Origin of the sequence: Nevskia sp. (assembly GCF_021732705.1) — a bacterium.
GTDB lineage: Bacteria > Pseudomonadota > Gammaproteobacteria > Nevskiales > Nevskiaceae > Nevskia.
The window spans coordinates 108,254-130,273 of sequence record NZ_JAKFUM010000008.1 but is presented as its reverse complement, the minus strand read 5'-3'; the positions used below and the strand labels follow the sequence as shown (position 1 = coordinate 130,273).

The following is a 22,020-nucleotide window of genomic DNA, read 5'->3' as shown; positions in this document are numbered from 1 at the left end:
AGTGCCGGAGTCCGAAAGGCCGTGTGCGGAACCATGAGTTTACAACGCGTGACCGCGCTTCCCGTGCGTCGGGCGCGAACGGCGGCGGCCGTGTTTTCGTAAACTGCGCGGCGCCCCAGCCCGCCACCTGCCGCCATGTCCGTCTTCACCAAAGTCAGCCACGCCGAACTGCTGGAATTCCTGCGCCAGTACGATCTCGGCACCCTGCTCGGCTTCCAGGGCATCGGCGAAGGCATCGAGAACACCAACTATTTCGTCGACACCAGCCGCGGCCGGTGGGTGCTGACGCTGTTCGAGCGGCTGGACTACAACGACCTGCCATTCTTCCTCGGTCTGATGGAACATCTGGCGCGGCACGGGTATCCGAGCGCGCTGCCGGTATCGGACAACGCTGGCCAGACGCTGAAAGCGCTGAACGGCAAGCCGGCGGCGCTGGTCGCCCGGCTCACCGGCCAGAGCGTGCTGTTCCCGAACCTGATGCAGTGCGCCGCCGTCGGTCACGCATTGGGTGAACTGCACAAGCTCACCGCGAGCTACACCGGCGTCTGCAGCAACTCGCGCGGGGTCGACTGGCGTCGGCAGACCGGTGAAACGCTGCTGCCGAAGACCACACCGGACGCGCGCGACCTGATCGCCGACGAGCTGGCCGCGCAGGCGCGACTCGATCTCGCCAGCCTGCCGCAGGGCGTGATCCACGCCGACCTGTTCAAGGACAACGTGCTGTTCGTCGACGACCGCCTGACCGGCGTCATCGACTTCTACTACGCCTGCAACGACTCGCTGCTGTACGACCTCGCCGTGACCCTGAACGACTGGTGCGCGCTGCCCGATGGCAGCCTCGACCGCGCCCACTCCGCCGCGCTGCTCAGCGCCTACCGCGCCTGCCGCCCGCCAACCGCGGCCGAGGAAGCCGCCTGGCCGCTGGTGCTGCGCGCGGCCGCGTTCCGCTTCTACCTGTCACGCCTGTACGACTGGACCTTCCCGCGCGAAGGCGACCTCGTCCACATCAAGGACCCGGAACCGTATCGCCGCATTCTCGTGCACCACCGGACCCAGAAGCCGCCCGTGTTGTGACCTCGGGATGACGCCGCTTGACCGCGCACGCCGGACGCGCCGCGCGCTCAGACCAGGTTGTTGAGGGCGGTCACCTCTGCAATCCGGGGATCGCCCAGCCAAATCGCATCGAGGAAGCCGAAGACCTCTTCGGCGATTGGCGTGCCCAGGACTTCGGCCCGTGGCAAGGATCGGGCGCACAGCTTGGCCTGTCGCGCGTGGCGGCCGCTGCCATCGATGACCTTGAAAGAACCGCCCTCTGGCGATGGCCGGTAAAGGACTGCAATCAGCGCTCGATCGGCAGCGGAAGTTCCCTCGCCCCAGGCCCCAACGACGAGATCGATGTGGACGTCGTGCTCAGGCGCACCAATGGTCCACTGAACGAAATAGGTGGCGCGCGCGAGGCCGTCGGCGTGCAGCCCGCCCCAGATGGTTCGTGACGTCCGGCCACAGCATGAGCAGGTGCCTGACGACTCACCCCAGAGACTCGCCACCCGTTTGGCGCTCGTCATCACCGGACTGGCGGCCGCAAGCGCTGTTACACCGTCACTTCGCTGCCGCAGGCCAGACGCCGCGTGACCGGCGGCACCAGCCGCTCCGTACGATCCGGCGTGGCGTGAAGCACCAGCAGAGTCGTGGGGCCGAAGACCAGTACGTCCTGCACACCCGGCGGCAGGTAGAAATTCGGCGCCAGCTGCAGATCCTTCGCCGCGTAACCCTTGCTGACGACTTTGACCACGGCCTCGGGAATCGAGGTCAGTGCCTGTTGCTGCTCGGCTTCGGTCGGCTCGCGGCAGAGGATCGAGACATCGGGCTGCTTCAGGCCATCGCGGAACGGGACATCGACGTCCATCGCATGAACGCACTGGCAATCGACCACGCCTTCAGCCGGTCGCACGCTGTTGGCGATGGGCTCAACCTGTTTTTGATCGCCGTACAGCGGCGTGGCCTTCCAGATCGACAGGCCGTTCATCACTTCCAGGCGAATGCCGAGCTGATCGGCACGCAGCAGGTCTTGCAGGGTCATGCCTTGAGCCGACGGTCAGACGTACCGCGCCAGTATAGGCGGCGCAACGCGCCGCCTGAGGCTCTGTCGGCGGCCGGTCGCCGAATCGCGGCCCGGCCCGCTCAGCAGCAGCGCGACGTCCCCCTGCCATAGCGCGCGTCCTGCCGGTCCCGGAAGAACTCGGCGTAGCTCATCACCGGCTGGTCCGGGTGCCGGTCGCGCTGATGCGCCACATAGGTGTCGTAATCCGGCACGCCGATCGCGAGATTCGCGGTCTGCGCGGCCTTGCGCCATGCAGCGTGCAGCCGCGCGATCATGCCGGCGTCCGGTGCTGCCGCAGCATCAGGCCGTGACCGCGACATCCTTCCGCTCCACGTACGGCGCTTCCAGCGTCGTCGGCGCATTCGCGCGCAGCGCTGCTCTGACGGTGCGGATGGCGAGCGCGAACACGATCACGACCACCGACATGAACAGCAGCGCGAGTGTTGCGTCGATGCGGTCGTTCAGCACGATCTGCTGCATCTGCGCGACGGACTTGGCCGGGGCCAGCACTTCGCCGCGGGCCAGGGCATCGGCGAACTTGTTGCCATGCGCGAGGAAGCCGATGCGCGGGTTGTCCGAAAACACCTTCAGGTAACCGGCGGTCATCGTGCAGATCAACAGCCAGGTCATCGGCACGGCGGTGATCCAGACGTAGCGCTCGCGCTTCATCTTGATCAGGATGACGGTGGCGAAGATCAGCGCGATGCCGGCGAGCATCTGGTTGGCGATGCCGAACAGCGGCCACAGCGTGTTGATGCCGCCGAGCGGATCGGTCACGCCCTGATACAGGAACCAGCCCCAGCCGGCGACGCAGATCGTGGTCGCCACGGTGTTCGCGCCCCAGCTCGCGGTGTTCTTCATCGGCGCGTACATCGCCCCGAACAGGTCCTGGATCATGAAGCGGGCGATGCGGGTGCCGGCGTCGACCGTGGTCAGGATGAACAGCGCCTCGAACAGGATCGCGTAGTGGTACCAGAACGCCATCGAGCCGATGCTCGGGATGACGTTGTGCAGGATGTGCGCCATGCCGACGGCCAAGGTCGGCGCGCCACCGGCGCGGCTCAGGATCGAGTTCTCGCCGATGTCCTTCGCGGTCTGGGCGAGCTGGTCCGGCGTGATCACGAAGCCCCAGTTGGCGATCGCGGCCGAGGCCGATTCGACCGTGGTGCCGATCGCCGCGGCCGGCGAGTTCATCGCGAAGTAGACGCCGGGGTCCAGCGTGCAGGCCGCGGTCAGCGCCATGATCGCGACACAGGCTTCCATCAGCATGCTGCCGTAGCCGATCGGCCGGGCGTGGGTTTCGTTGGCCAGCATCTTCGGCGTGGTGCCGCTGGACACCATCGCGTGGAAGCCGCTGACCGCGCCGCAGGCGATGGTGATGAACAGGAACGGGAACAGGCTGCCGCTCCAGACCGGGCCGGTGCCGTCGATGAAGCGGGTGACGGCCGGCATCTGCAGGGTCGGCGCGGAGATCAGGATCGCCACTGCCAGCAGCGCCACGGTGCCGATCTTCATGAACGTCGACAGGTAGTCGCGCGGTGCCAGCAGCAGCCAGACGGGCAGCACCGAGGCCGCGAAGCCGTAGCCGATCAGCAGCCAGGCGAGCGTCGTGCCCTTGTGCGTGAACGCGGCGGCCCACGCCGGATCAGCGGCGACATGGCCGCCGACGATCACCGCCGCCACCAGCGCCACGATGCCGATCAGCGACATCTCGCCGACCTTGCCCGGCCGCAGATAGCGCGAGTACACGCCCATGAACATCGCGATCGGAATGGTCGCGGCCACCGTGAACAGGCCCCACGGACTTTCCGCGAGCGCCTTGACCACGATCAGCGCGAGCACGGCGATCAGCATGATGGTGATCATCAGGATGCCGGTCATCGCCACCCAGCCGGCGGTGGGGCCGAGTTCGGTGCGGATCATGTCGCCGAGGCCGCGGGCATCGCGTCGGGTCGACAGGAACAGGATGATGAAATCCTGCACCGCCCCGGCGAACACGACGCCGACGAGAATCCACAAGGTGCCGGGCAGATACCCCATCTGCGACGCGAGCACCGGTCCAACCAGCGGACCGGCACCGGCAATGGCGGCGAAATGGTGGCCGAACAGCACGGTGCGGTCGGTCGGCACGAAGTCCAGACCGTCATTGCGCAACTGCGCCGGCGTCGCGCGGTTCGGGTCGAGCCCCAGCGCGGTGTAGGCGATGTAGCGGCTGTAGAAGCGGTAGCCGATCAGGAACACGGACGCGGCGGCCGCGACTAGCCACATCGCGTTGATGGTCTCGCCGCGGCGCAACGCCACCACGGCGAGGCAGGCCGCGCCGAACAGCGCCAGCACGGCCCAGCCGATCCGCGCGCCCACGCTCGTTGCACCAGCGTTCATCGTGTTCTCCGGCCGGGCCTGCGGGACGCGGCCGGCAATCTGCTCGTTGTGGCGGCAAGATTCGGCCGTGACGGCAGCGGGGTCAAGCGCGGCGAAGGTCGAATGTCGGGCGTCGGGTGAGCCGCCCGTGCCGCGTGCGGCGCTGGCTCAGCCGGGCAGTGCGTAGCTGCCGGTGGCGTGAGCGACGAGCGTGTCGTCGCCTTCGCTGCGGATCAGTACTTCCACCGTCGCCAGCCGCCGGCCCAGCTTCAGGATCCGGCCTTCGGCGATCACGGCGGCCGGCTGCGGCCGATTCAGGAAGTTGATCGTCAGATTCGTGGTCAGCGCCATCACCTGATCGCCGATGTGGGCGAGGATCACCGCGTACATCGCGGTATCGGCTGCCAGCATCATCACTGGCCCGGCGACGGTGCCACCCGGGCGCAGCATCCAGCTGGCAAACGGCAGGCGCACGGTGGTGCTGCCGCGGGCCACGTCGATGACGGTGAAGGCCGCGAGCGAAGACATCGGCAGGCCGTTGTAGATGATGCGCTCGACGGCGGCAGCGTCGAGAACCGGGTCAGGCAGCGGCATCGGAATCGGAGCAGGTGGTGGGCCCGCGCCGATTATCGCGGGCCTCGCGTCAACGCGTCGCGGGCGGCGCCGGAACCTGCTCGTTGAAGATGCTCGGCACCTGGTTCAGCGGATTGGCGCCGCCATTCGACTCGTTGCCGTAATTGAGCCGCAGCACCGTGATCTGCGCCGCGCCCACCTGCACGCCCAGCGTCTGCAGCAGGTTGGTCACCGCGCCGTCGAGGACATTCGTGACCGGGGACAGGATGCCGGTGACGGCCGCTGCGAGGCCGCCCGCCTGCAGGCAGGGCAGCGGTGTCGCGCAGATCGTCAGATTGTTGCGCAGGCTGCCGCTGAGGCCGTTCAGCGTGTTGCCGAGCGAAATGTTCGAGCCAACCGTCGCCGGGGCGCTCGGGAACGGCCCATTGAAGGTGTTGATCGTCGGGCCGGCGCCGCCGACCTGAGCCGACAGCGGTGCCGAATTCAGATTGACCGTCAGCAGGCCAAAGAGCGCCGACACCAGTGATCCCGAGGTCAACGGCCCCGACGGGTTGCTCGTGCTGAACGAGCCGACCGTCAGCGAGGCCGGCATCACCGTCGTGCTCAGCGCCACGACCGGCTGCGGCCGGGCTGGGCTCGACACCGCCGACGGGCACAGGATCGAGGTCAGCTGGCTGCTGGCACTGCTGACCGCCACGTCGACGCCCAGCTTGACCTGCGCCAGGGCCGCGAGGCCCGGAACATTGTTGACGACGGCGCGCAGCTTCAGCGTGATCTGCTGCGTGGTCGCAACCGTTCGCGGCGCGCTCAGCGGGCTCGGGCGGCCGAGGCCGATCGTCTCGAACTGCTGGGACTCGCGCTGCGGCTGTCCGACCTCGATGAAGGTGTCGAGGCTGACCAGATTCGCGACATTGACGCCCAGGTTCGGAATGTTCAGCGGATACAGGCCATGCGCGGCGCTCAACGCCAGCGCCTGCAGCACCGAGAGCGCGTTGAACGGCAGCGCATCGACCAAGGCCGCCGCCCCGTCCTCGATCCCGAGCACATTGCCAAGCGTCGTCGTGCGGTTCGGATCGGCGAGATCGGCCAGGGTCTGCAGCGTGTTGGCGGCGGCGGTCTGACCGGTGTTGGCCAGTGCCGTGGCCAGTGCATCGAGAATCTGGCTTTGCGGCAGTTGCAGGTCGAGCAGGTCCTCGGCATTGCCGACGCCGAGCGCAGCCTGAATCTGCGCCAGCGTGACATTGGCGTTGGCCAGACCCTGGTAGCCGATCAGCGTCAGGTTGACGTTGCCGCCAAGCAGCGCGCTCAGCAGCGAATTCAGCGGGCTGACCTGGTTCACGGTGACCGTGGTCGTGCCGATCATGAACGAGGCCTGCGGTGCGTGCTGCGCGGAAGAAGACGCTGCCAGCGTGCCGGTGGCCGGCAGCACGATGTTGAAGAACGGCAGCAATGGCCGCGGGGTCGGACGGGTCAGCGTCACCCGCACGGCATCGACGGCGGGATTGTTGCTGGCCAATGGCGTGAAGGTGCGGGTGCCGGCAATGTCCTCGTAGCGCCCGAGCGCCACCGCTGCGGTGATGCCGCTGGCACCCGCCGGCGCGTTGTTGACCACCAGCGCGTTGTTCGCCGCGCTCAGCGCTGCGGCCTCGGTGCCCGGAATGCCGCTGCCGTTGCTGAAGCAGCCGCTCTGGGCGCGCGAAGCATCGAGTGCGGCGATCGTCGCCAGTTTCTGCAGATCGCGCTGCGCGTAGTAGAGCTGGCCGATGTCGACCACGAGCGCCGTGATCGGAATCAGCAGCAGCATCGAGATCGCGACGAAGATCGCGGCCACGCCGCGCTGGCTCGAACGCCGGGACTGTCGGCGAGGAAAGCGGGCGGGTACGGTGTTCAAGGGGTGACTCCGGGTGCGTTCGGCTCGACGTGCTGGTCCCGACCGCGCGCTTCACGGCGACGTCCGGGCGCAATCCCTGCAGCTTTCAGGGTGCAGGTCGGCGGATTAAAACCTACTCGGGCAGCCCGTGAAAGCGGCCCGCGAATTTCCTTGAGGCGATGGCGGACAGACGGCGCGGTCAGGACGCCGAGCGGCAGCCGCCCTCCCGTCGCGGCCGCTGACCCGGCTGAATTCCGTTCACGGCGGCCGCGAGGCGATTTCACGGCGACCGCTGGGCCGGCTTCGTATGCTGTGGACCGACGGCCGATCCCACCCGACGAGGACCCCACACGATGATCCAGCTTCACGGCTTTACCGGTTCCGGCAACTGCTACAAGCCGGCGCTCGCGATGCGTCAGCTCGGCATTCCGTATCAGTGGCACGAGGTCGACATCCTGCGCGGCGAATCGCGCACGCCGGCGTTCCTGGCCAAGAATCCGAACGGCCGGATCCCGCTGCTGGAGGTCGAACCGGGCCGGTATCTCGCCGAATCGAACGCGATGCTCGGCTACCTCGCCGACGGCACGGCGCTGCTGCCAGCCGATCGCTGGGCCCGGGCGAAGGTCTACGAATGGCTGTTCTTCGAGCAGTACAGTCACGAGCCGTACATCGCGACGATCCGCTTCTGGACAACGATCGAGAACAGCGTCGAGCGCCACCGTGATCGCATTGCCGAAATGCGGCCGCGCGGCCATGCGGCGCTGGCGGTGATGGAGCGGCAGCTGGCGCAGACCCCGTTCCTGACCGGAGCCGACTACACCATCGCCGACATTGCGCTGTTTGCTTATACGCACGTCGCACACGAGGGCGGCTTCGATCTCGGCCCGTATCCGGCGGTGCGGAACTGGCTCGGCAACGTGATGGATACGCCGGGCTTCGTGCCGATGCAGGACTGCTGCGGCTGACGTCGCCGCCACCCGATGCGGACAGACGGTCGCGCGATCGGCCGATGCTCAGCCGGCGACCGCTTCCTTCAGCTTCAGCATCTTCTTCTTGATTCGCTCGCGCTTCAGCGACGACAGGTAGTCGACATAGAGCTTGCCGTCGAGATGGTCGATCTCGTGCTGCACGCACTGCGCTTCGAGCCCCTCGCAGTCCATCTCGAACGGCTGGCCGTTGCGGTCGAGCGCGCGCACGCGCAGCTTGTTGTAGCGCTGCACGGTGTCGCGGATGTCCGGTACCGACAGGCAACCTTCTTCCATTTCCTGCCGCTCGTCGGTCGACAGGATTTCCGGATTGATCAAGACCTTAGGCTGGGTTTTGTCGTCCGAACAGTCCATCACCGAGAGCCGGAGCAGCACGCCGCACTGGTTCGCGGCCAGCCCGACGCCGGGCGCTGCGTACATGGTCTCGAAGAGATCGTCGATCAGTGTCTGGAGCTTGTCGTCGAACACCGTGACCGGCTTCGTTTTCAGCCTCAGACGGGGATCGGGATGGGTGAGGATGGGAAGGATCGCCATGGTCCAGACCTGCGCGCAAGACTTGCCGGATTGACTTGAGAAACGGATTACAACCATGCGTAATGGCAGGGATTCATGCCACCATCGCGAAGGCCGCAGCACTGGCCGCACAACAGGAACATGCAGCCATGAGGAAGTATAACGCCTCGCCGTTTCAGCTCCCGGCACGAGGCGCGGCCGCGCTGCTGATCGCCCTGCTCGCGGGCTGCGCCAGTCAGGCGCCGCAGGTTGCTGAGCCGGTGGCTGCTCCCGTTGCGCCGCCGCCGCCCGCGGCTCCGGTCCCTCAGGCCGAGCCCACCGCGCCGGTGGTGCTGCGCGAAGACGCGCCGCTGCGTTACGTCGTGAAGAAGGGCGACACCCTGTGGGACATTGCTCAGTATTTCCTGCGGGACGCCTGGCAGTGGCCCGAGCTCTGGTACACGAATTCGCAGGTGCGCAATCCGCATCTGATCTACCCGGGCGACGTGCTGACACTGATCAATGTCGACGGCCGTCCGCGGCTGGTGCGCGAAGGCCCGGTCGAGCGCCTGTCGCCGCGTGTGCGCGAGGAGGCGATCGATGCCTCGCTGCCCGCGATTCCGATCGAGGCGATCCGCAATTTCCTGCGCGGGCCGCGCCTCGTCACGCTCGAGGAAACGCAGCGTTCGCCGTATGTCGTCGCCTTCGTCGACGAGCGCCTCGCGGTCGGCGCCAACAACGATGTCTACGTCAAGAACCTGCCGGCCGAGGTCAAGTACAGCTACGCCGTGATTCGCGTCGGCGAGCCGTATCGCGATCCGGACAGCCGCGAGCTGCTGGGCTACGAAGCGATTCCGACCGGCGAGGCGGAACTGCGCGAACCCGGTCAGGCCGGGCAGCCGACCGCGCTGATGCGCATCACCAAGTCGAACCGGGAAGTGCTGGTCGCCGACCGGCTGCTGCCGATCGAGGCCGAAAGCTTCGATGCCAACTTCTATCCGCATCCGCCGGCCAGTCCGCTCGAAGGCCGCATCATTTCGGTGTTCGACGGCCTGTCGCAGATCTCGCAGTACCAGATCGTGGCGCTGAATCGCGGCTCGAACCACGGGCTCGATCCGGGCACCGTGCTCGACATCTTCCAAAGCGGACGCGTCGTCCCCGACCCGTACGGCAGCCGTGCGGTGAGGCTGCCGGACCAGTACGCCGGCGTGCTGATGGTGTTCAAGGTCACGCCGAAGCTGAGCTACGGGCTGGTGATGAACGCGACCAAGCCGCTGCACGTGCTCGACAAGGTCAAGAAGCCCGCCCCACGCTGACCCCGCCCGACTCGCTGCTTCGCGGCAAGGACGCCGCCCGATGCCCCAGCCTCCCGACGCCGCGACCGCGGCGACCACGCGCGATCTGCTTGCCTACCTGACGCTGCTGCGCACGGCCGGCGTCGGCCCGGCCCGACTGCGTCGCCTGCTGCATCGCTTCGGCGATGCCGGCGCCGTGCTCGTCGCAGGACCGTCCGCCTGGCGCGACTGTGGCTGCAGCGACGCCCAGATCGCCGCACTCGCTGCCCCCGATCACGCCGGCGGCGAGGCCGACCTGCGCTGGCTCGACGCGTCCGACCACCATCATCACGTCCGTCCCGGGGACGCTCGGTACCCGATGCGGCTGGCCGAGATCGCATCGGCACCGCTGGGCCTGTTCCTGATCGGCGATCCGGTGTGGCTGGCCGAGCCGCAGCTCGCGATCGTCGGCGCCCGCGCCGCCTCCGTGCAGGGCCGGGAAAACGCGGCTCACTTCGCCGGTGCACTGGCCCGGATCGGGCTGACCGTGACCTCGGGGCTGGCGCTCGGCATCGACGCCGCCGCGCATCGCGGCGCGCTCGACGCCAGCGGGCCGACGATCGCCGTCTGCGGCAACGGCCTGGATCGGGTCTACCCGGCGCGCAACCGCGATCTGGCGCGGGACATCGCCGCGCGCGGGCTGCTGGTGTCGGAGTTTCCGCCCGGCACGCCGCCGAAGCCGGAGCATTTCCCGCGGCGCAACCGGATCATCAGCGGCCTGAGTCTGGGCGTGCTGGTGATCGAGGCGGTGCCCGAGTCCGGATCGCTGATCACCGCACGGCTGGCCAACGAGCAGGGCCGCGAAGTGTTCGCGGTGCCGGGCTCGATCCACAATCCGCTGGCGCGCGGCTGTCACGCGCTGATCCGCGACGGCGCCACCCTGGCCGAATCGGTCGACGACATCCTGCGCGAGCTGGCGCCGCAGCTGACCGTGTCGATCCGGCCGTCGTCGGACCATGCAGAACCCGACAACCGGCAGGCGGCGCCGGTCAGCGATCCACTCGAACGCCGCGTCTATGAACACCTTGGCGACACGCCGCTGGCGCTCGATCAGCTGGCCGAACAGCTCGGGCTGGGCGCTGCGGCGCTGGGTGCAGCCCTGCTGTCACTGGAGCTGCAGGGCGTGGTCGAGACCCATCCGGGCGATCGATTCACTCGGCTGCAACGCAGCCGGTGAGGCGCTAGACTAGATTCGTCGCAGTTTTTCGATGACTGCAAGCGCCCGGTCCCGGCGCATGTGAGAGAACATGAAAGAGACCCTTCTCGATGTGCTGATGTACCTCTTCGAGAACTACCAGGACGGTGAGTTCTCCGACTCCGACAACCAGGAAAATCTGCGGGTGGAGCTGTCCGCCGCCGGTTTCCCCGATGAAGAAGTGGCGCACGCTTTCTCGTGGCTTGATGGTCTGGCCACCCAGCGCAATGCGCCGACCCTCCGAGGCCGTACCGACACCCTGCGGCTGTACGCGCCGCAGGAACAGGAACGGCTGTCGGCCGAATGCCGCGGCTTTCTCCTGTACCTGGAGCAGCTCGGCATCCTCAACTCGCAGAGTCGCGAGCTGGTGATCGACCGTCTGCTGGCGTTCGAGGACGAGATCGACATCGAGCGCGTCAAGTGGGTCTGCCTGCTGGTGCTGATCAATCAGCCGGGCTCCGAGGAAGCGGCGGTGCACCTCGAAGACATGGTCTATTACCACGGCGAATTCCTGCACTGATACCGGCTGCCCGGGTCGTCCGGGTGCGGGGCATCGCGGCGGGACTCCTGCGGTCGCGAACCGGCTGGAACCCTGACCTCGTCGACGGTCCGAACCTTCGCCGCCGCCGGTTCATCCGCCTGTTGCGCGAGCGTTCGGCCGGGTTCTGGACGCGCGTCGACCGCCACCACCGCGACCCCGCCGGGCTAGCCATTGGCCCGGCCTTTGCCGTATAAGCTGACGCCCCACGCGCCGCCGGGGCGCGGGAAACGGTCATTGATGAGCAAGAATCTGGTCATCGTCGAGTCGCCTGCGAAGGCCAAGACGATCAAGAAATATCTGGGCAAGGACTACGAAGTGCTGGCTTCGTACGGTCACGTGCGCGACCTCGTGCCGAAGGACGGTGCGGTCGACGTCACGCGCGGCTTCGAGATGAAGTACCAGCTGATCGACAAGAACGCGAAACACGTCAGCGCGATCATTGCCGAGCTCAAGCGCTCCGACAACCTGTTCCTCGCCACCGACCCTGATCGCGAAGGCGAAGCGATTTCGTGGCACCTCCTCGAACATCTGAAGGAGAAGGGCCTGCTCAAGGGCAAGCCGGTCAAGCGCGTGGTGTTCTACGAGATCACGCCGCGCGAAGTGCAGCGCGCGATCGCCGAAGGCCGCGACGTCGCCCAGGATCTGGTCAACGCCCAGCAGGCGCGCCGCGCGCTCGATTATCTGGTCGGCTTCAACCTGTCGCCGCTGTTGTGGCGCAAGGTCGGCCCGAACCTGTCCGCCGGCCGCGTGCAGAGCCCGGCGCTGCGCCTGATCTGCGAGCGCGAGGAAGAGATCCGCGCGTTCAAGCCGCAGGAATACTGGACGCTCGACGCCCGCGCCGAGAAGGACGGCACGGCGTTCAACGCACGCCTGCTCGAGTTCGACGGCATCAAGGTCGAGCAGTTCACGCTATCGAACGAAGGCGGCGCCGACGCCGCGAAGCGGGCGATTGCCGAAGCGGCGCGCGGCAGCCTGAAGGTCGCCAAGGTCGAGAAGAAGCAGCGCAAGCGCACGCCGGGGCCGCCGTTCACGACGTCCACGCTGCAGCAGGACGGCAACCGCAAGCTCGGCTTCACCGCCCAGCGCACGATGCGCACGGCGCAGCAGCTCTATGAAGGTGTCGACATCGGCGGCGAGACCGTTGGTCTCATCACCTACATGCGTACCGACGCCGTGAACCTGTCGCAGGACGCGATCGCCGAACTGCGCGAGGTCATCGTCAAGCGCTACGGCGCCGCCGCCGGCCTGCCGGAGCCGCGCTACTTCAAGGTCAAGTCGAAGAACGCGCAGGAAGCGCATGAAGCGATCCGCCCGACCTCGTTCCTGCGCGCGCCGGAAGCGGTCGCGAAGTATCTGACGCCGGATCAGGCCAAGCTTTATGACCTGATCTGGAAGCGCACCATCGCCTGCCAGATGGCGCCGGCGGTGTTCGATACCGTGGCCGCCGAACTGCGCGCCGGTGCCGATCACGCGTTCAAGGCCAACGGCCAGATCCTGGTCGAGCCGGGCTTCCTCGCCGCCTACGGCATTGCCGTCGACGACGAGAACGAGGCCAAGGAAGACGACGAGAAGCGCCTGCCGCCGCTGGAAGTCGGCGACGCCGTGAAGCTGCTCGACCTGCTGCCGGAACAGCATTTCACCCAGCCGCCGCCGCGCTTCACCGAAGCGAGCCTGGTCAAGACGCTCGAGGAATACGACATCGGCCGCCCGTCGACCTACGCCTCGATCATCTCCACGCTGCAGGCCCGCGACTACGTGCGCCTCGACGGCAAGGCGTTCATGCCGACCGACGTCGGCATGATCGTCAATCGCTTCCTGACCGAGCACTTCACCCGCTACGTCGACTACGAATTCACCGCCAAGCTCGAGGACGATCTCGACGCCGTCTCGCGCGGCGAACAGGCCTGGGTGCCGCTGCTGTCGAAGTTCTGGGGCATCTTCAAGCCGATGGTCGACGAGAAGATGGAACTGTCGCGCTCGGAGGTTTCCGAGACGCGCACCATCGGCATCGATCCGGTCAGCGGCAAGCCGGTCACCGCACGCCTTGGCCGCTACGGCCCGTTCGTGCAGATCGGTGCTCGGGTCGAGGAAGGCGACACCACGTCCGAGAAGCCGCGCTATGCCAGCCTCCGGGGCAATCAGCGCATCGACACCATCACGCTCGAGGAAGCGATGGAGCTGTTCAAGCTCCCGCGCAAGCTCGGGCAGATGCCGAACGGCGACGAGGTCGAGGTCAACATCGGCCGCTTCGGGCCGTATGCGCGCCACGGCAAGAGCTTCGTCAGCCTCAAGAAGGACGATGACCCGTACACCATCGAGCTGCCGAGAGTCATCGAACTGATCGAGCAGAAGGCCGCCGCACTGGATGCGGCGACGATCAAGAGCTTCGACGGCACCGGCATCCGCATCATCAAGGGCCGTTTCGGGCCGTACATCACCGACGGCACGCGCAAGTCGCCGATTCCGCGCACGCGCGACGCCGAGAAGCTCAGCGTGTTCGAGTGCGAGGCCTATCTGGCCGAAGCCGAAGCCGCGAAACCGGCCAAGAAGGGCGCCAAGAAGAAGGCGGCGGCCAAGAAGGCCGCGCCGGGCACCGACGATGCCGTGGTGGTGAAGAAGGCGGCGCTGAAGAAGGCTCCGGCCAAGAAGGCGGCGAGCAAGAAGACCGCCGCGAAGAAGTCCACCCAGAAGACCACCCAGAAGGCCGGCCGCGCGCCGACGCTGACGAAGCGGACGGTCTACGCCAAGAAAGGCTGAGGCCAGCCGCCGTGTTGAACGTCGCGAAGATCCGGGAAGCCGGGCGCGTCATGCGCAGCGGCGGTGTCATCGTCTACCCGACCGAAGCGGTCTGGGGTGTCGGCTGCGATCCGCAGAATCGCGGCGCGGTCGAACGCCTGCTCGCGATGAAGAACCGCGAATGGCAGAAGGGCCTGATCCTGATTGCCGCGAGCATCGAGCAGGTCGAGCCGTACATCGAAGTGCCGTCGCGCATGGCCTGGCGCCGTGCCACGGCGACCTGGCCGGGCGCGTCGACCTGGGTGTTTCCGGCGACCGACCACTGCCCGATGTGGATCAGCGGCGACCGCGACACCGTGGCCGTGCGGGTCACCGCGCATCCGGTGGCGTCACGCCTGTGCGAAGTCTTCGGCGGCGCGATTGTCTCGACCAGCGCCAATCGCGCCGGTGATCCGCCAGCCCGCAGTGCCGGCACGGCGCGAATCTACCTGCGCAACCGCTTCGACCTGCTGGTGCCGGGCGCACTCGGCGGGCTCGATCAGCCGACGATCATCCGCGACGCGGCCAACGGCAACATTCTGCGGCGCTGAGCACGCCTGCCGCCTGCGCGGAGGCGGCAGCCTGCGACCGCCGATCGCCAGCCACGGCATTCCCTAGAATTCGTTCACGAACTCCCCGGGACGCTCCATGATCGTCGGCATCGACCTCGGCACCACCAACAGCCTGATCGCGGTCTGGAAGGACGGGCGGGCGCAACTGGTGCCGAACGCGCTCGGGCAGGTGCTGACGCCGAGCTGCGTCAGCTTCGACGACGACGGCAGCGTGCTGGTCGGCGTGGCCGCGCGCGACCGGCTGCTGAGCCAGCCGACACGCTCGGCCGCCGCGTTCAAGCGCTACATGGGCACGGACAAGCGCCTGCGGCTGGCCGGGCGGGAATACCGGCCGGAGGAGCTGTCGGCGCTGGTGCTCAAGGCGCTGAAGGCCGATGCCGAGGCCTTCCTTGGCGAAGCCGTCAGCGAAGCGGTGATCACCGTGCCGGCGTACTTCAACGACACCCAGCGCAAGGCGACACGGGTGGCCGGCGAGCTGGCCGGGCTCAAGGTCGAGCGCCTGCTGAACGAGCCGACCGCGGCCGCGCTCGCCTACGGCCTGCATCAGGCCGATCCGGAATCGCAGTTTCTGGTGTTCGATCTCGGCGGCGGTACCTTCGATGTTTCGATCCTCGAACTGTTCTCCGGCGTGATGGAAGTGCGGGCGACGGCCGGCGACAACTACCTCGGCGGCGAGGACTTCGTCAGCCTGCTGGTCGACGGCTTCATCGCCGAGGCCGGTGCCGCCATCGGGCTGCAGGCGCGCAAGCTCGGCGAGGCGCAGGCCGCGCGGCTGCGGGCCGAGGCCGAGCGCGTGAAGCGCGTGCTGTCGACCGCCGACAGCGCCGAGTTCAGCCATACCGAGGATGGCCAGACCGCGCGCTGGACCGTCACCGCGGCCGAGTTCGAGCGCCGCGCCGCGCCGCTGCTCGAACGCCTGCGCACGCCGGTGGAGCGGGCGCTGCGCGACGCCCGCCTGCGCCCGGCCGATCTCGCGCGCATCGTGCTGGTCGGTGGCGCCACCCGCATGCCGATCGTGCACCGGCTGGTGTCGCGCCTGTTCGGGCGCTTCCCGAACCGCGACATCAACCCGGACGAGGCGATCGCCGTCGGCGCCGCCGTGCAGGCCGGGCTCAAGGCGCGCGATGCCGCGCTCGACGACGTCGTGATGACCGACGTCTGCCCGTACACGCTCGGCATCGAGACCAGCGAAACCTCGGCCGGCGGTGCCGTGCGCAGCGGCATCTACCTGCCGATCATCGAACGCAACACGGTGATCCCGGCCAGCCGCTCGAAGGAGGTTTCGCCGCTGACCGACCATCAGAGCGAAGTCGAGCTGCGCATCTTCCAGGGCGAAAGCCGGGACGTGAAAGACAACGTGCCGCTCGGCACGCTGACCGTGCCGCTGCCGCGCCGCCCGAAGGCCGAGCAGACCATCGACGTGCGCTTCACCTACGACGTCAACGGCCTGCTCGAAGTCGAGGCGCTGGTGCTGGCCGACCAGAGCCGCCAGCGGCTGCTGATCGAGCAGACGCCGGGCGCGATGTCGGCGGACGCGATCCGCGCCAGCCTCGATGCGCTGGCCCGGCTCAAGATCCATCCGCGCGATCAGGCCGAGAACCGGGCGCTGTCCGCGCGGCTGGCGCGGCTGTACGAACAGCAGCTCGGCGACGTGCGCGACTGGGTCGGCCGGCAGATCGGCGCGTTCGACGACGTGCTGGCCCGGCAGGACCCGCGCGAGATCGCCCACGCCCGCGAGCAGCTGTCGCGCCAGCTCGATGATCTGGAAGGCGCGCCGCTGACCTGATCGCTCCGACCGACGCATGTCCGATCCCACGTCGCTGCACGGCATCTGGGCCGAGCTGGGCCTGGCGCCGACCGGCGATCAGGCCGCGATTCGCCGTGCCTACGCGGCGCGCCTGAAACGCACCAGCCCGGAAGACGATCCGAAGGCGTTCCAGCGCCTGCGCGAGGCCTACGAGCAGGCACGCGACGAAGCGCCATGGCGACAGGCCGCCGCCGAGCAGGCGGAGGCCGATGGCGAGGCCGATGGCGCAGCCGAGTCGGCGGTGGCCGACCGCTTCGACAGCCGCTTCGACAGCCGCGTCGAAGTCGCCGCCGCGCCCGCCGAGCCGGTGCCGGCTTCTGACCCGGAAGCGCTGGCCGAGCGCTTTGTCGACGGCCATCGCGGCAGCGACGACGTTCTCGCGACGACCGAGGCGCTGCGGCAGATGCTGGCATCCGAGCCGCTGGCAGCGCCGCACGCCCAGCAGCGCTTCGAGGACGCCCTGCAGCGGATCCTCGTCACCCGCCTGCCGGTGCTGGTGCCGATGATCGAGGCCGCGCTCGCGGTCTGGGGCTGGCAGCAGCCTGCGCATCGCTATGGCGACGACGGCCGCTGGCTGCAGCTGGAAACGCGGCTGGCCATGGTGCAGGCCGAGCAACGCTCGCAAGGGCTGGTCGAGAACTGGCACGACGCGCTCGATGACGTGACGATCGAAGCGACCCTGCAGCGGCAGCTGGCCGATCCGCTGCTGACGGCGCTCGACGCGCGCGAGCATTTCGAGCGTCGGCTGCTGTTCGGGCTGCTGCAGCGCGAGCCACTGCCGCAATCGCTGGCCGGCATCGCACAGCGCGCGCTCGACTGGGACAACCCGCGCCATCCGCTGCACGACCACCCGGCGATGGATGCGCTGCGCGATCGACTGGCCGCGGCCGATGCCGCGCGGCAGACCGCCGACACCCGCGCCTGGCTCGAGGCCGTGGCCGACGGCCGCCATGGCCGGCCGCTGCGGCAGGCGCTGGCATCGCTGCGCCAGCCGCCGCGTCCGATCCGGTTCGCGCTGCTGCGCCAGTCGCGGCGGCGCTCGTCGGCGTTTGGCGCAGTGCTTGATCGTCTCGAGACGCTGCCGGGCGACGCGATGGCGCAGACGATTGCGGGCGAGTTCGATCGGGCCTCGGTCCGCTGGTGGACCGAAGCGCTGAGCCGCCCCGCCGCGCGCGATGAAGTGACGCTGCGCGGCCTCGCGATCCTGTTCGGGCTGACACTGGTCGCGGCCAGCGCGCTGCGCGGATGGCTGACCCCCGGCACCGTGCTGGCGGACTGGCCGCTGGCGACGACGGTGCTGCTGGCGCTGGCGCAGCTCGCCGTCATCACCGCGATCGCGCTCGGCCTGCGCTACGCGGGCCAGCGCTGGCGGCAGCGGGTCACGCCGTGGCTGGATGCGCGGCTGGCCGATGGTCGGTCGGACCGCAGGACGCGCCAGCGCGTGCTGACGGCGCTGGTCGCCGCGCTGATCGGCTGCGCGGCGCTGCCGACGCCCGGCTGGCAGTTCGCCGCCGCGCTGATCGCGTTCGGCACGCTGCTGCTGCGCCACGGCCGCCGCGCGCTGAACGCGCTGTTTCGCGGCCTGATGGTCGCCGGCATGCTGCTGTTCGGCCTGCTGAATGCCGTGCTGCACGACGAACTGGCGGCCGGCCTGCTCGCCGTGCTGCTGGCCGCGATCGCCCATGCCGAGTCGATGCCGTGGCTGGCGGAGCACTTCGCACGGCGGCAGTGGCCGTCGGCCAAGGCCGAGCGCTGGCTGCGCCACATCGACATCGCCTGGTGGCTGGCGCCGCTGCTGTTCGTCGTCGCACTGGCCGGGTTGCTGCTGTGGCTCGATCCGGCCGCCGCCCAGCGGCGCTGACGATCGCCGACTTCGGCGGCAACCCGATTACACTTTCGCGATGAGCACCAGCCCCGTGTCCCGGCCCGATCCGGTTGCCGTCGAAACCTATCTGCGCGGTCTGCAGAACCGCATCACGGCCGAGATCGAACGGATCGACGGTCAGGCCACGTTCCTGCGCGATGCCTGGCAGCGCGACGAGGGCGGCGGCGGCGAATCGCGCGTGCTCGCGGACGGCGCCGTGTTCGAGCGCGCCGGCGTCAATTTCTCCGATATCCGCGGCACGAAACTGCCGCCGGCGGCGACCGCCGCGCGGCCGGAACTGGTCGGCCGCGGCTTCCGGGCGATGGGCGTGTCGCTGGTGTTCCACCCACGCAATCCGTACGCGCCGACAGTGCACGCCAATGTCCGCTTCCTGATCGCGGAAAAGGACGGCGAGGAACCGGTCTGGTGGTTCGGCGGCGGCTTCGACCTGACGCCGTACTACGGCTTCGAGGAAGACGCGATCCACTGGCACTCGACCGCCCGCGACGCCTGCGCGCCGTTCGGCCCGAGCGTGTTTCCGAAGCTCAAGGCGCAGTGCGACGACTATTTCTTCCTGAAGCATCGCGGCGAGCCGCGCGGCATCGGCGGTCTGTTCTACGACGACTGGACCGAAGGCGGTTTCGACGCCAGCTTCGCGCTGATGCAGAGCGTCGGCGACCATTTCCTGCCGGCCTACGTGCCGATCGTCGAGCGTCGCATCGGCCTGCCGTACACCCAGCGCGAGCGCGACTGGCAGCTGTACCGGCGCGGCCGCTATGTCGAATTCAATCTGGTCTGGGATCGCGGCACGCTGTTCGGGCTGCAGAGCAAGGGCCGCATCGAGTCGATCCTGATGTCGATGCCGCCGCTGGTGGCCTGGCACTACAACCACCAACCGGAACCAGGCAGTCCGGAAGCGACCTTCCTCGCCGACTATCTGCGCCCGCGCGACTGGGTGACCTGATCCGCGCGGCTGGCCGCCGCCGCGTCAGGCCGAACGCGTTCTCGCCACCGCATCGACCCAGCCGGCGTACAGCGCGTCGGCGCGGGCCGCGTCCATCTGCGGCACGAAACGGGCTTCGGCGCGCCACAGCGCCGCGATCTCGTCGAGCGATTCGTAGACGCCCGCCGTCAAGCCCGCCAGCAGCGCCGCGCCGAGGGCGGTGGTCTCGACCGTCTGCGGCCTCACCACGGTCACGCGGACGATGTCGGCGAGAAATTGCATCAGCCAGTCGTTGACGGCCATGCCGCCGTCGACGCGCAGCTCGGTCACTTCGACCGCATCGCGCGCCATCGCGTCGAGCAGATCCCGGGTCTGGTAGCAGACCGATTCGAGCGCCGCGCGGACGATGTGGGCGATGCCGGAATCGCGGGTCAGACCGAGGATCGCGCCGCGGGCGCGCGGGTCCCAGTACGGGGCGCCGAGGCCGGTGAACGCCGGCACCAGATAGACGCCCTGCGTGTCCGGAATGGTCCGCGCCAGCGCTTCGGTTTCCGCTGCCGAGCCGATCAGGTGCACCGCGTCGCGCAGCCACTGCACGGCGGCTCCGGCCACGAAGATCGAGCCTTCGAGGGCATGGGTGGTGACGCCCCCGAGCCGGTAGCCGACGGTGCCGAGCAGGCGCTGCTGCGACTGCACGGCCTTGGTACCGGTGTTCATCACCACGAAGCAGCCGGTGCCGTAGGTCGACTTGATCATGCCCGGCTGGAAGCAGGCCTGGCCGACCGTCGCCGCCTGCTGATCGCCGACCAGCGCGCCGATCGGCACCGCCGCGCCCAGCAGTTCGGGCGCGGTGTGGCCGTAATCGGCGGCGCTGTCGCGCACCGCTGGCAGCAGGCTGCGCGGCACGCGGAAGAAGGCCAGCAGTTCGTCGTCCCAGTCGGCCGTGTGCAGGTTGTACAGCAGCGTGCGCGAGGCATTGCTGGCATCGGTGGCGTGCACGCGACCACCGGTCAGCTGCCACAGCAGCCAGCAGTCGATGGTGCCGAAGGCCAGTTCGCCGGCGTCGGCACGGGCGCGCGCGCCGGGCACGTGGTCCAGAATCCACGCGATCTTCGTCGCCGAGAAATACGGATCGAGCAGCAGGCCGGTCCGTGCCTGCAGGCCGAGGGCGAGCGCGGCGTCGGCGTGCTCGGTGCAGAACGCAGCGGTGCGGCGGTCCTGCCAGACGATGGCCGGATGGATCGGCGTGCCGGTCGCGCGGTCCCACACCACCGTCGTCTCGCGCTGGTTGGTGATGCCGATCGCGGCGATGTCGCGCGCCTCGAGCCCGGCCTTGGCGATCGCTTCGCGGGCGCAGGCCAGCGTGTCGGTCCAGATCCGGCTGGCATCGTGCTCGACCAGCGCCAGCTTGCCGCCATCCGCGGCCACCGCGTCGGCCGATTCCGGGAACGACTGCGGCAGTTCGCGCTGCGCCACGCCGAGCTTGTTGCCGACGCGATCGAATACGATCGCCCGGCTGCTGGTGGTGCCCTGGTCGATCGCCAGCAGCGCGGTGGTGGTGCGGTCATGCGGATCGATGGCCATGGCGACGGGAGCCTGTTGGTTATAGTTCTGGGCGACCAGCGACGGTCGTGCAGGAAAGGTACCGATGACGGCCGATGGTTTCCAGTTGACCCGCGCGGCGCTGCCGCCGCTTTTCATCCACCGCTGGCTGCCGGACACGCCGCCGCGCGCGGTGCTGCTGATCATTCACGGCATGGCCGAACACGGCGCCCGCTACGCCCGCTTCGCCGCCGCCGCGAATGCGCAGGGCTTCGCCGTGTTCGCGCCGGACCTGCCCGGCCACGGCCTGAGCGCGAAGACGGAAGATCGCGGCTTTGTCGCCGACGATGACAGCGGATGGGCGCAGATGGTCGATGCGATCGACGCCACGCGGGTCTACGCCGCAAGGAGCCACCCGGGCCTGCCGATCGTCGCGTTCGGGCACAGCATGGGCTCGTTCCTGATGCAGGACTATCTCGTCGAGCACGGCGCGAAGCTCGCGGCGGCGGTGCTGTCGGCGACCAGCCACACGCTCGGGCCGCTGCGCGCACTCGGGCGGCTGCTGATGCAGGCGGAAGGCGCGCTGCTCGGCCGCCGCCACCCGAGCGCGCTGGCGGAAGCGCTGACTTTCAAGGCCTTCAACAAGCCGTTCGCGCCGGCGCGGACCGGCTTCGACTGGCTGTCACGCGATCCGGCGGAGGTCGATGCCTATGTCGCCGATCCGCTGTGCGGTTTCCGCTGCTCGGCACAGATGTGGGCCGACCTGTTCGCCGCCGGTGCCGGATTCGGCGATGCCGCGCGGCTGGCGCGGATTCCGAAGTCGCTGCCGATCCTGCTGATCTGCGGCACGGCCGACCCGGTCAGTCAGGGCCGGACCGGGCCGGATGGACTCGTGCAGCGCTATCGCGCCGCCGGCATCTCCGATGCCAGCGTCATCTCGTACGCAGACGGCCGGCACGAGTTGCTGAACGACGTCTGCCGCGAACAAACCACCGCCGATGTGCTTGGCTGGATGGTGCAGCGGCTGGGCTGAGCCCGTCGCGGACAACCAAGAACCGGCGAGG

At 68.6% G+C, this 22,020-nt stretch carries 19 protein-coding genes; 11 read left to right on the top strand and 8 right to left on the bottom strand.

Going from position 1 to position 22,020, the window contains the following annotated elements; all coding sequences use genetic code 11:
- Window positions 1-135 precede the first annotated feature (135 nt).
- A complete protein-coding gene (locus tag QZ951_RS10000; RefSeq protein ID WP_293000420.1) occupies window positions 136-1,074 on the top strand; it encodes a homoserine kinase in 939 nt (312 codons plus the stop codon).
- A gap of 47 nt (window positions 1,075-1,121) precedes the next feature.
- Here QZ951_RS10000 and QZ951_RS09995 read toward each other — a convergent pair whose 3' ends face one another.
- From QZ951_RS09995 to QZ951_RS09970, 6 genes are all read right to left on the bottom strand, one after another.
- Window positions 1,122-1,565, bottom strand: coding sequence for a hypothetical protein (locus QZ951_RS09995; protein WP_293000419.1), 444 nt, complete (start codon window positions 1,563-1,565; stop codon window positions 1,122-1,124).
- A gap of 26 nt (window positions 1,566-1,591) precedes the next feature.
- The gene (locus QZ951_RS09990) at window positions 1,592-2,080 is read right to left on the bottom strand and encodes a Uma2 family endonuclease (RefSeq protein WP_293000418.1); all 489 of its coding nucleotides are present in this window, start codon (window positions 2,078-2,080) and stop codon (window positions 1,592-1,594) included.
- A gap of 101 nt (window positions 2,081-2,181) precedes the next feature.
- On the bottom strand, window positions 2,182-2,376 hold the full coding sequence (locus QZ951_RS09985) for a CstA-like transporter-associated (seleno)protein (protein WP_293000417.1): 195 nt from the start codon (window positions 2,374-2,376) through the stop codon (window positions 2,182-2,184).
- 25 nt (window positions 2,377-2,401) lie between these two features.
- A complete protein-coding gene (locus QZ951_RS09980; protein ID WP_366943860.1) occupies window positions 2,402-4,483 on the bottom strand; it encodes a carbon starvation CstA family protein in 2,082 nt (693 codons plus the stop codon).
- A 147-nt stretch (window positions 4,484-4,630) separates the two neighbouring features.
- Window positions 4,631-5,056 (bottom strand): PaaI family thioesterase, encoded by a 426-nt coding sequence (locus QZ951_RS09975; RefSeq protein ID WP_293000416.1) that lies wholly within the window; start codon window positions 5,054-5,056, stop codon window positions 4,631-4,633.
- A 49-nt stretch (window positions 5,057-5,105) separates the two neighbouring features.
- On the bottom strand, window positions 5,106-6,926 hold the full coding sequence (locus tag QZ951_RS09970; protein ID WP_293000415.1) for a pilus assembly protein TadG-related protein: 1,821 nt from the start codon (window positions 6,924-6,926) through the stop codon (window positions 5,106-5,108).
- A 332-nt stretch (window positions 6,927-7,258) separates the two neighbouring features.
- On the opposite strand from QZ951_RS09970, the gene QZ951_RS09965 reads away from it, so the two are divergent.
- Window positions 7,259-7,870 (top strand): glutathione S-transferase family protein, encoded by a 612-nt coding sequence (locus tag QZ951_RS09965; protein WP_293000414.1) that lies wholly within the window; start codon window positions 7,259-7,261, stop codon window positions 7,868-7,870.
- A gap of 48 nt (window positions 7,871-7,918) precedes the next feature.
- Here the strand turns inward: QZ951_RS09965 and def are convergent, their stop codons facing one another.
- Window positions 7,919-8,425: a peptide deformylase gene (gene def, locus QZ951_RS09960; RefSeq protein WP_293000413.1), complete on the bottom strand. Its 507-nt coding sequence runs from the start codon at window positions 8,423-8,425 to the stop codon at window positions 7,919-7,921.
- A 128-nt stretch (window positions 8,426-8,553) separates the two neighbouring features.
- Here def and QZ951_RS09955 point away from each other — a divergent pair, with 128 nt between their 5' ends.
- From QZ951_RS09955 to hemF, 8 genes are all read left to right on the top strand, one after another.
- Window positions 8,554-9,699, top strand: a complete 1,146-nt coding sequence (locus QZ951_RS09955) for a LysM peptidoglycan-binding domain-containing protein (protein WP_293000412.1) — start codon at window positions 8,554-8,556, stop codon at window positions 9,697-9,699.
- A 40-nt stretch (window positions 9,700-9,739) separates the two neighbouring features.
- Entirely contained in the window at window positions 9,740-10,894 is a 1,155-nt protein-coding gene (gene dprA, locus QZ951_RS09950) for a DNA-processing protein DprA (RefSeq protein ID WP_293000411.1), read from the top strand.
- Between the two features lie 70 nt (window positions 10,895-10,964).
- Window positions 10,965-11,432, top strand: coding sequence for a DUF494 family protein (locus tag QZ951_RS09945; RefSeq protein ID WP_293000410.1), 468 nt, complete (start codon window positions 10,965-10,967; stop codon window positions 11,430-11,432).
- 258 nt (window positions 11,433-11,690) lie between these two features.
- Window positions 11,691-14,210: a DNA topoisomerase I gene (locus QZ951_RS09940; RefSeq protein WP_293000409.1), complete on the top strand. Its 2,520-nt coding sequence runs from the start codon at window positions 11,691-11,693 to the stop codon at window positions 14,208-14,210.
- 14 nt (window positions 14,211-14,224) lie between these two features.
- On the top strand, window positions 14,225-14,779 hold the full coding sequence (locus tag QZ951_RS09935) for a Sua5/YciO/YrdC/YwlC family protein (protein WP_293000408.1): 555 nt from the start codon (window positions 14,225-14,227) through the stop codon (window positions 14,777-14,779).
- 97 nt (window positions 14,780-14,876) lie between these two features.
- Entirely contained in the window at window positions 14,877-16,586 is a 1,710-nt protein-coding gene (locus QZ951_RS09930; protein WP_293000407.1) for an Hsp70 family protein, read from the top strand.
- A gap of 16 nt (window positions 16,587-16,602) precedes the next feature.
- On the top strand, window positions 16,603-18,468 hold the full coding sequence (locus QZ951_RS09925; RefSeq protein ID WP_293000406.1) for a hypothetical protein: 1,866 nt from the start codon (window positions 16,603-16,605) through the stop codon (window positions 18,466-18,468).
- 55 nt (window positions 18,469-18,523) lie between these two features.
- Window positions 18,524-19,435 carry an oxygen-dependent coproporphyrinogen oxidase gene (gene hemF / locus QZ951_RS09920; RefSeq protein WP_366943863.1) on the top strand — a complete coding sequence of 304 codons (912 nt, stop codon included), beginning with the start codon at window positions 18,524-18,526 and terminating at the stop codon, window positions 19,433-19,435.
- 24 nt (window positions 19,436-19,459) lie between these two features.
- On the opposite strand, the gene glpK is transcribed toward hemF, so the two are convergent.
- Window positions 19,460-20,998, bottom strand: coding sequence for a glycerol kinase GlpK (gene glpK / locus QZ951_RS09915; RefSeq protein WP_293000404.1), 1,539 nt, complete (start codon window positions 20,996-20,998; stop codon window positions 19,460-19,462).
- 64 nt (window positions 20,999-21,062) lie between these two features.
- Here glpK and QZ951_RS09910 point away from each other — a divergent pair, with 64 nt between their 5' ends.
- Window positions 21,063-21,989, top strand: coding sequence for an alpha/beta hydrolase (locus QZ951_RS09910; protein WP_293000403.1), 927 nt, complete (start codon window positions 21,063-21,065; stop codon window positions 21,987-21,989).
- Window positions 21,990-22,020 lie beyond the last annotated feature (31 nt).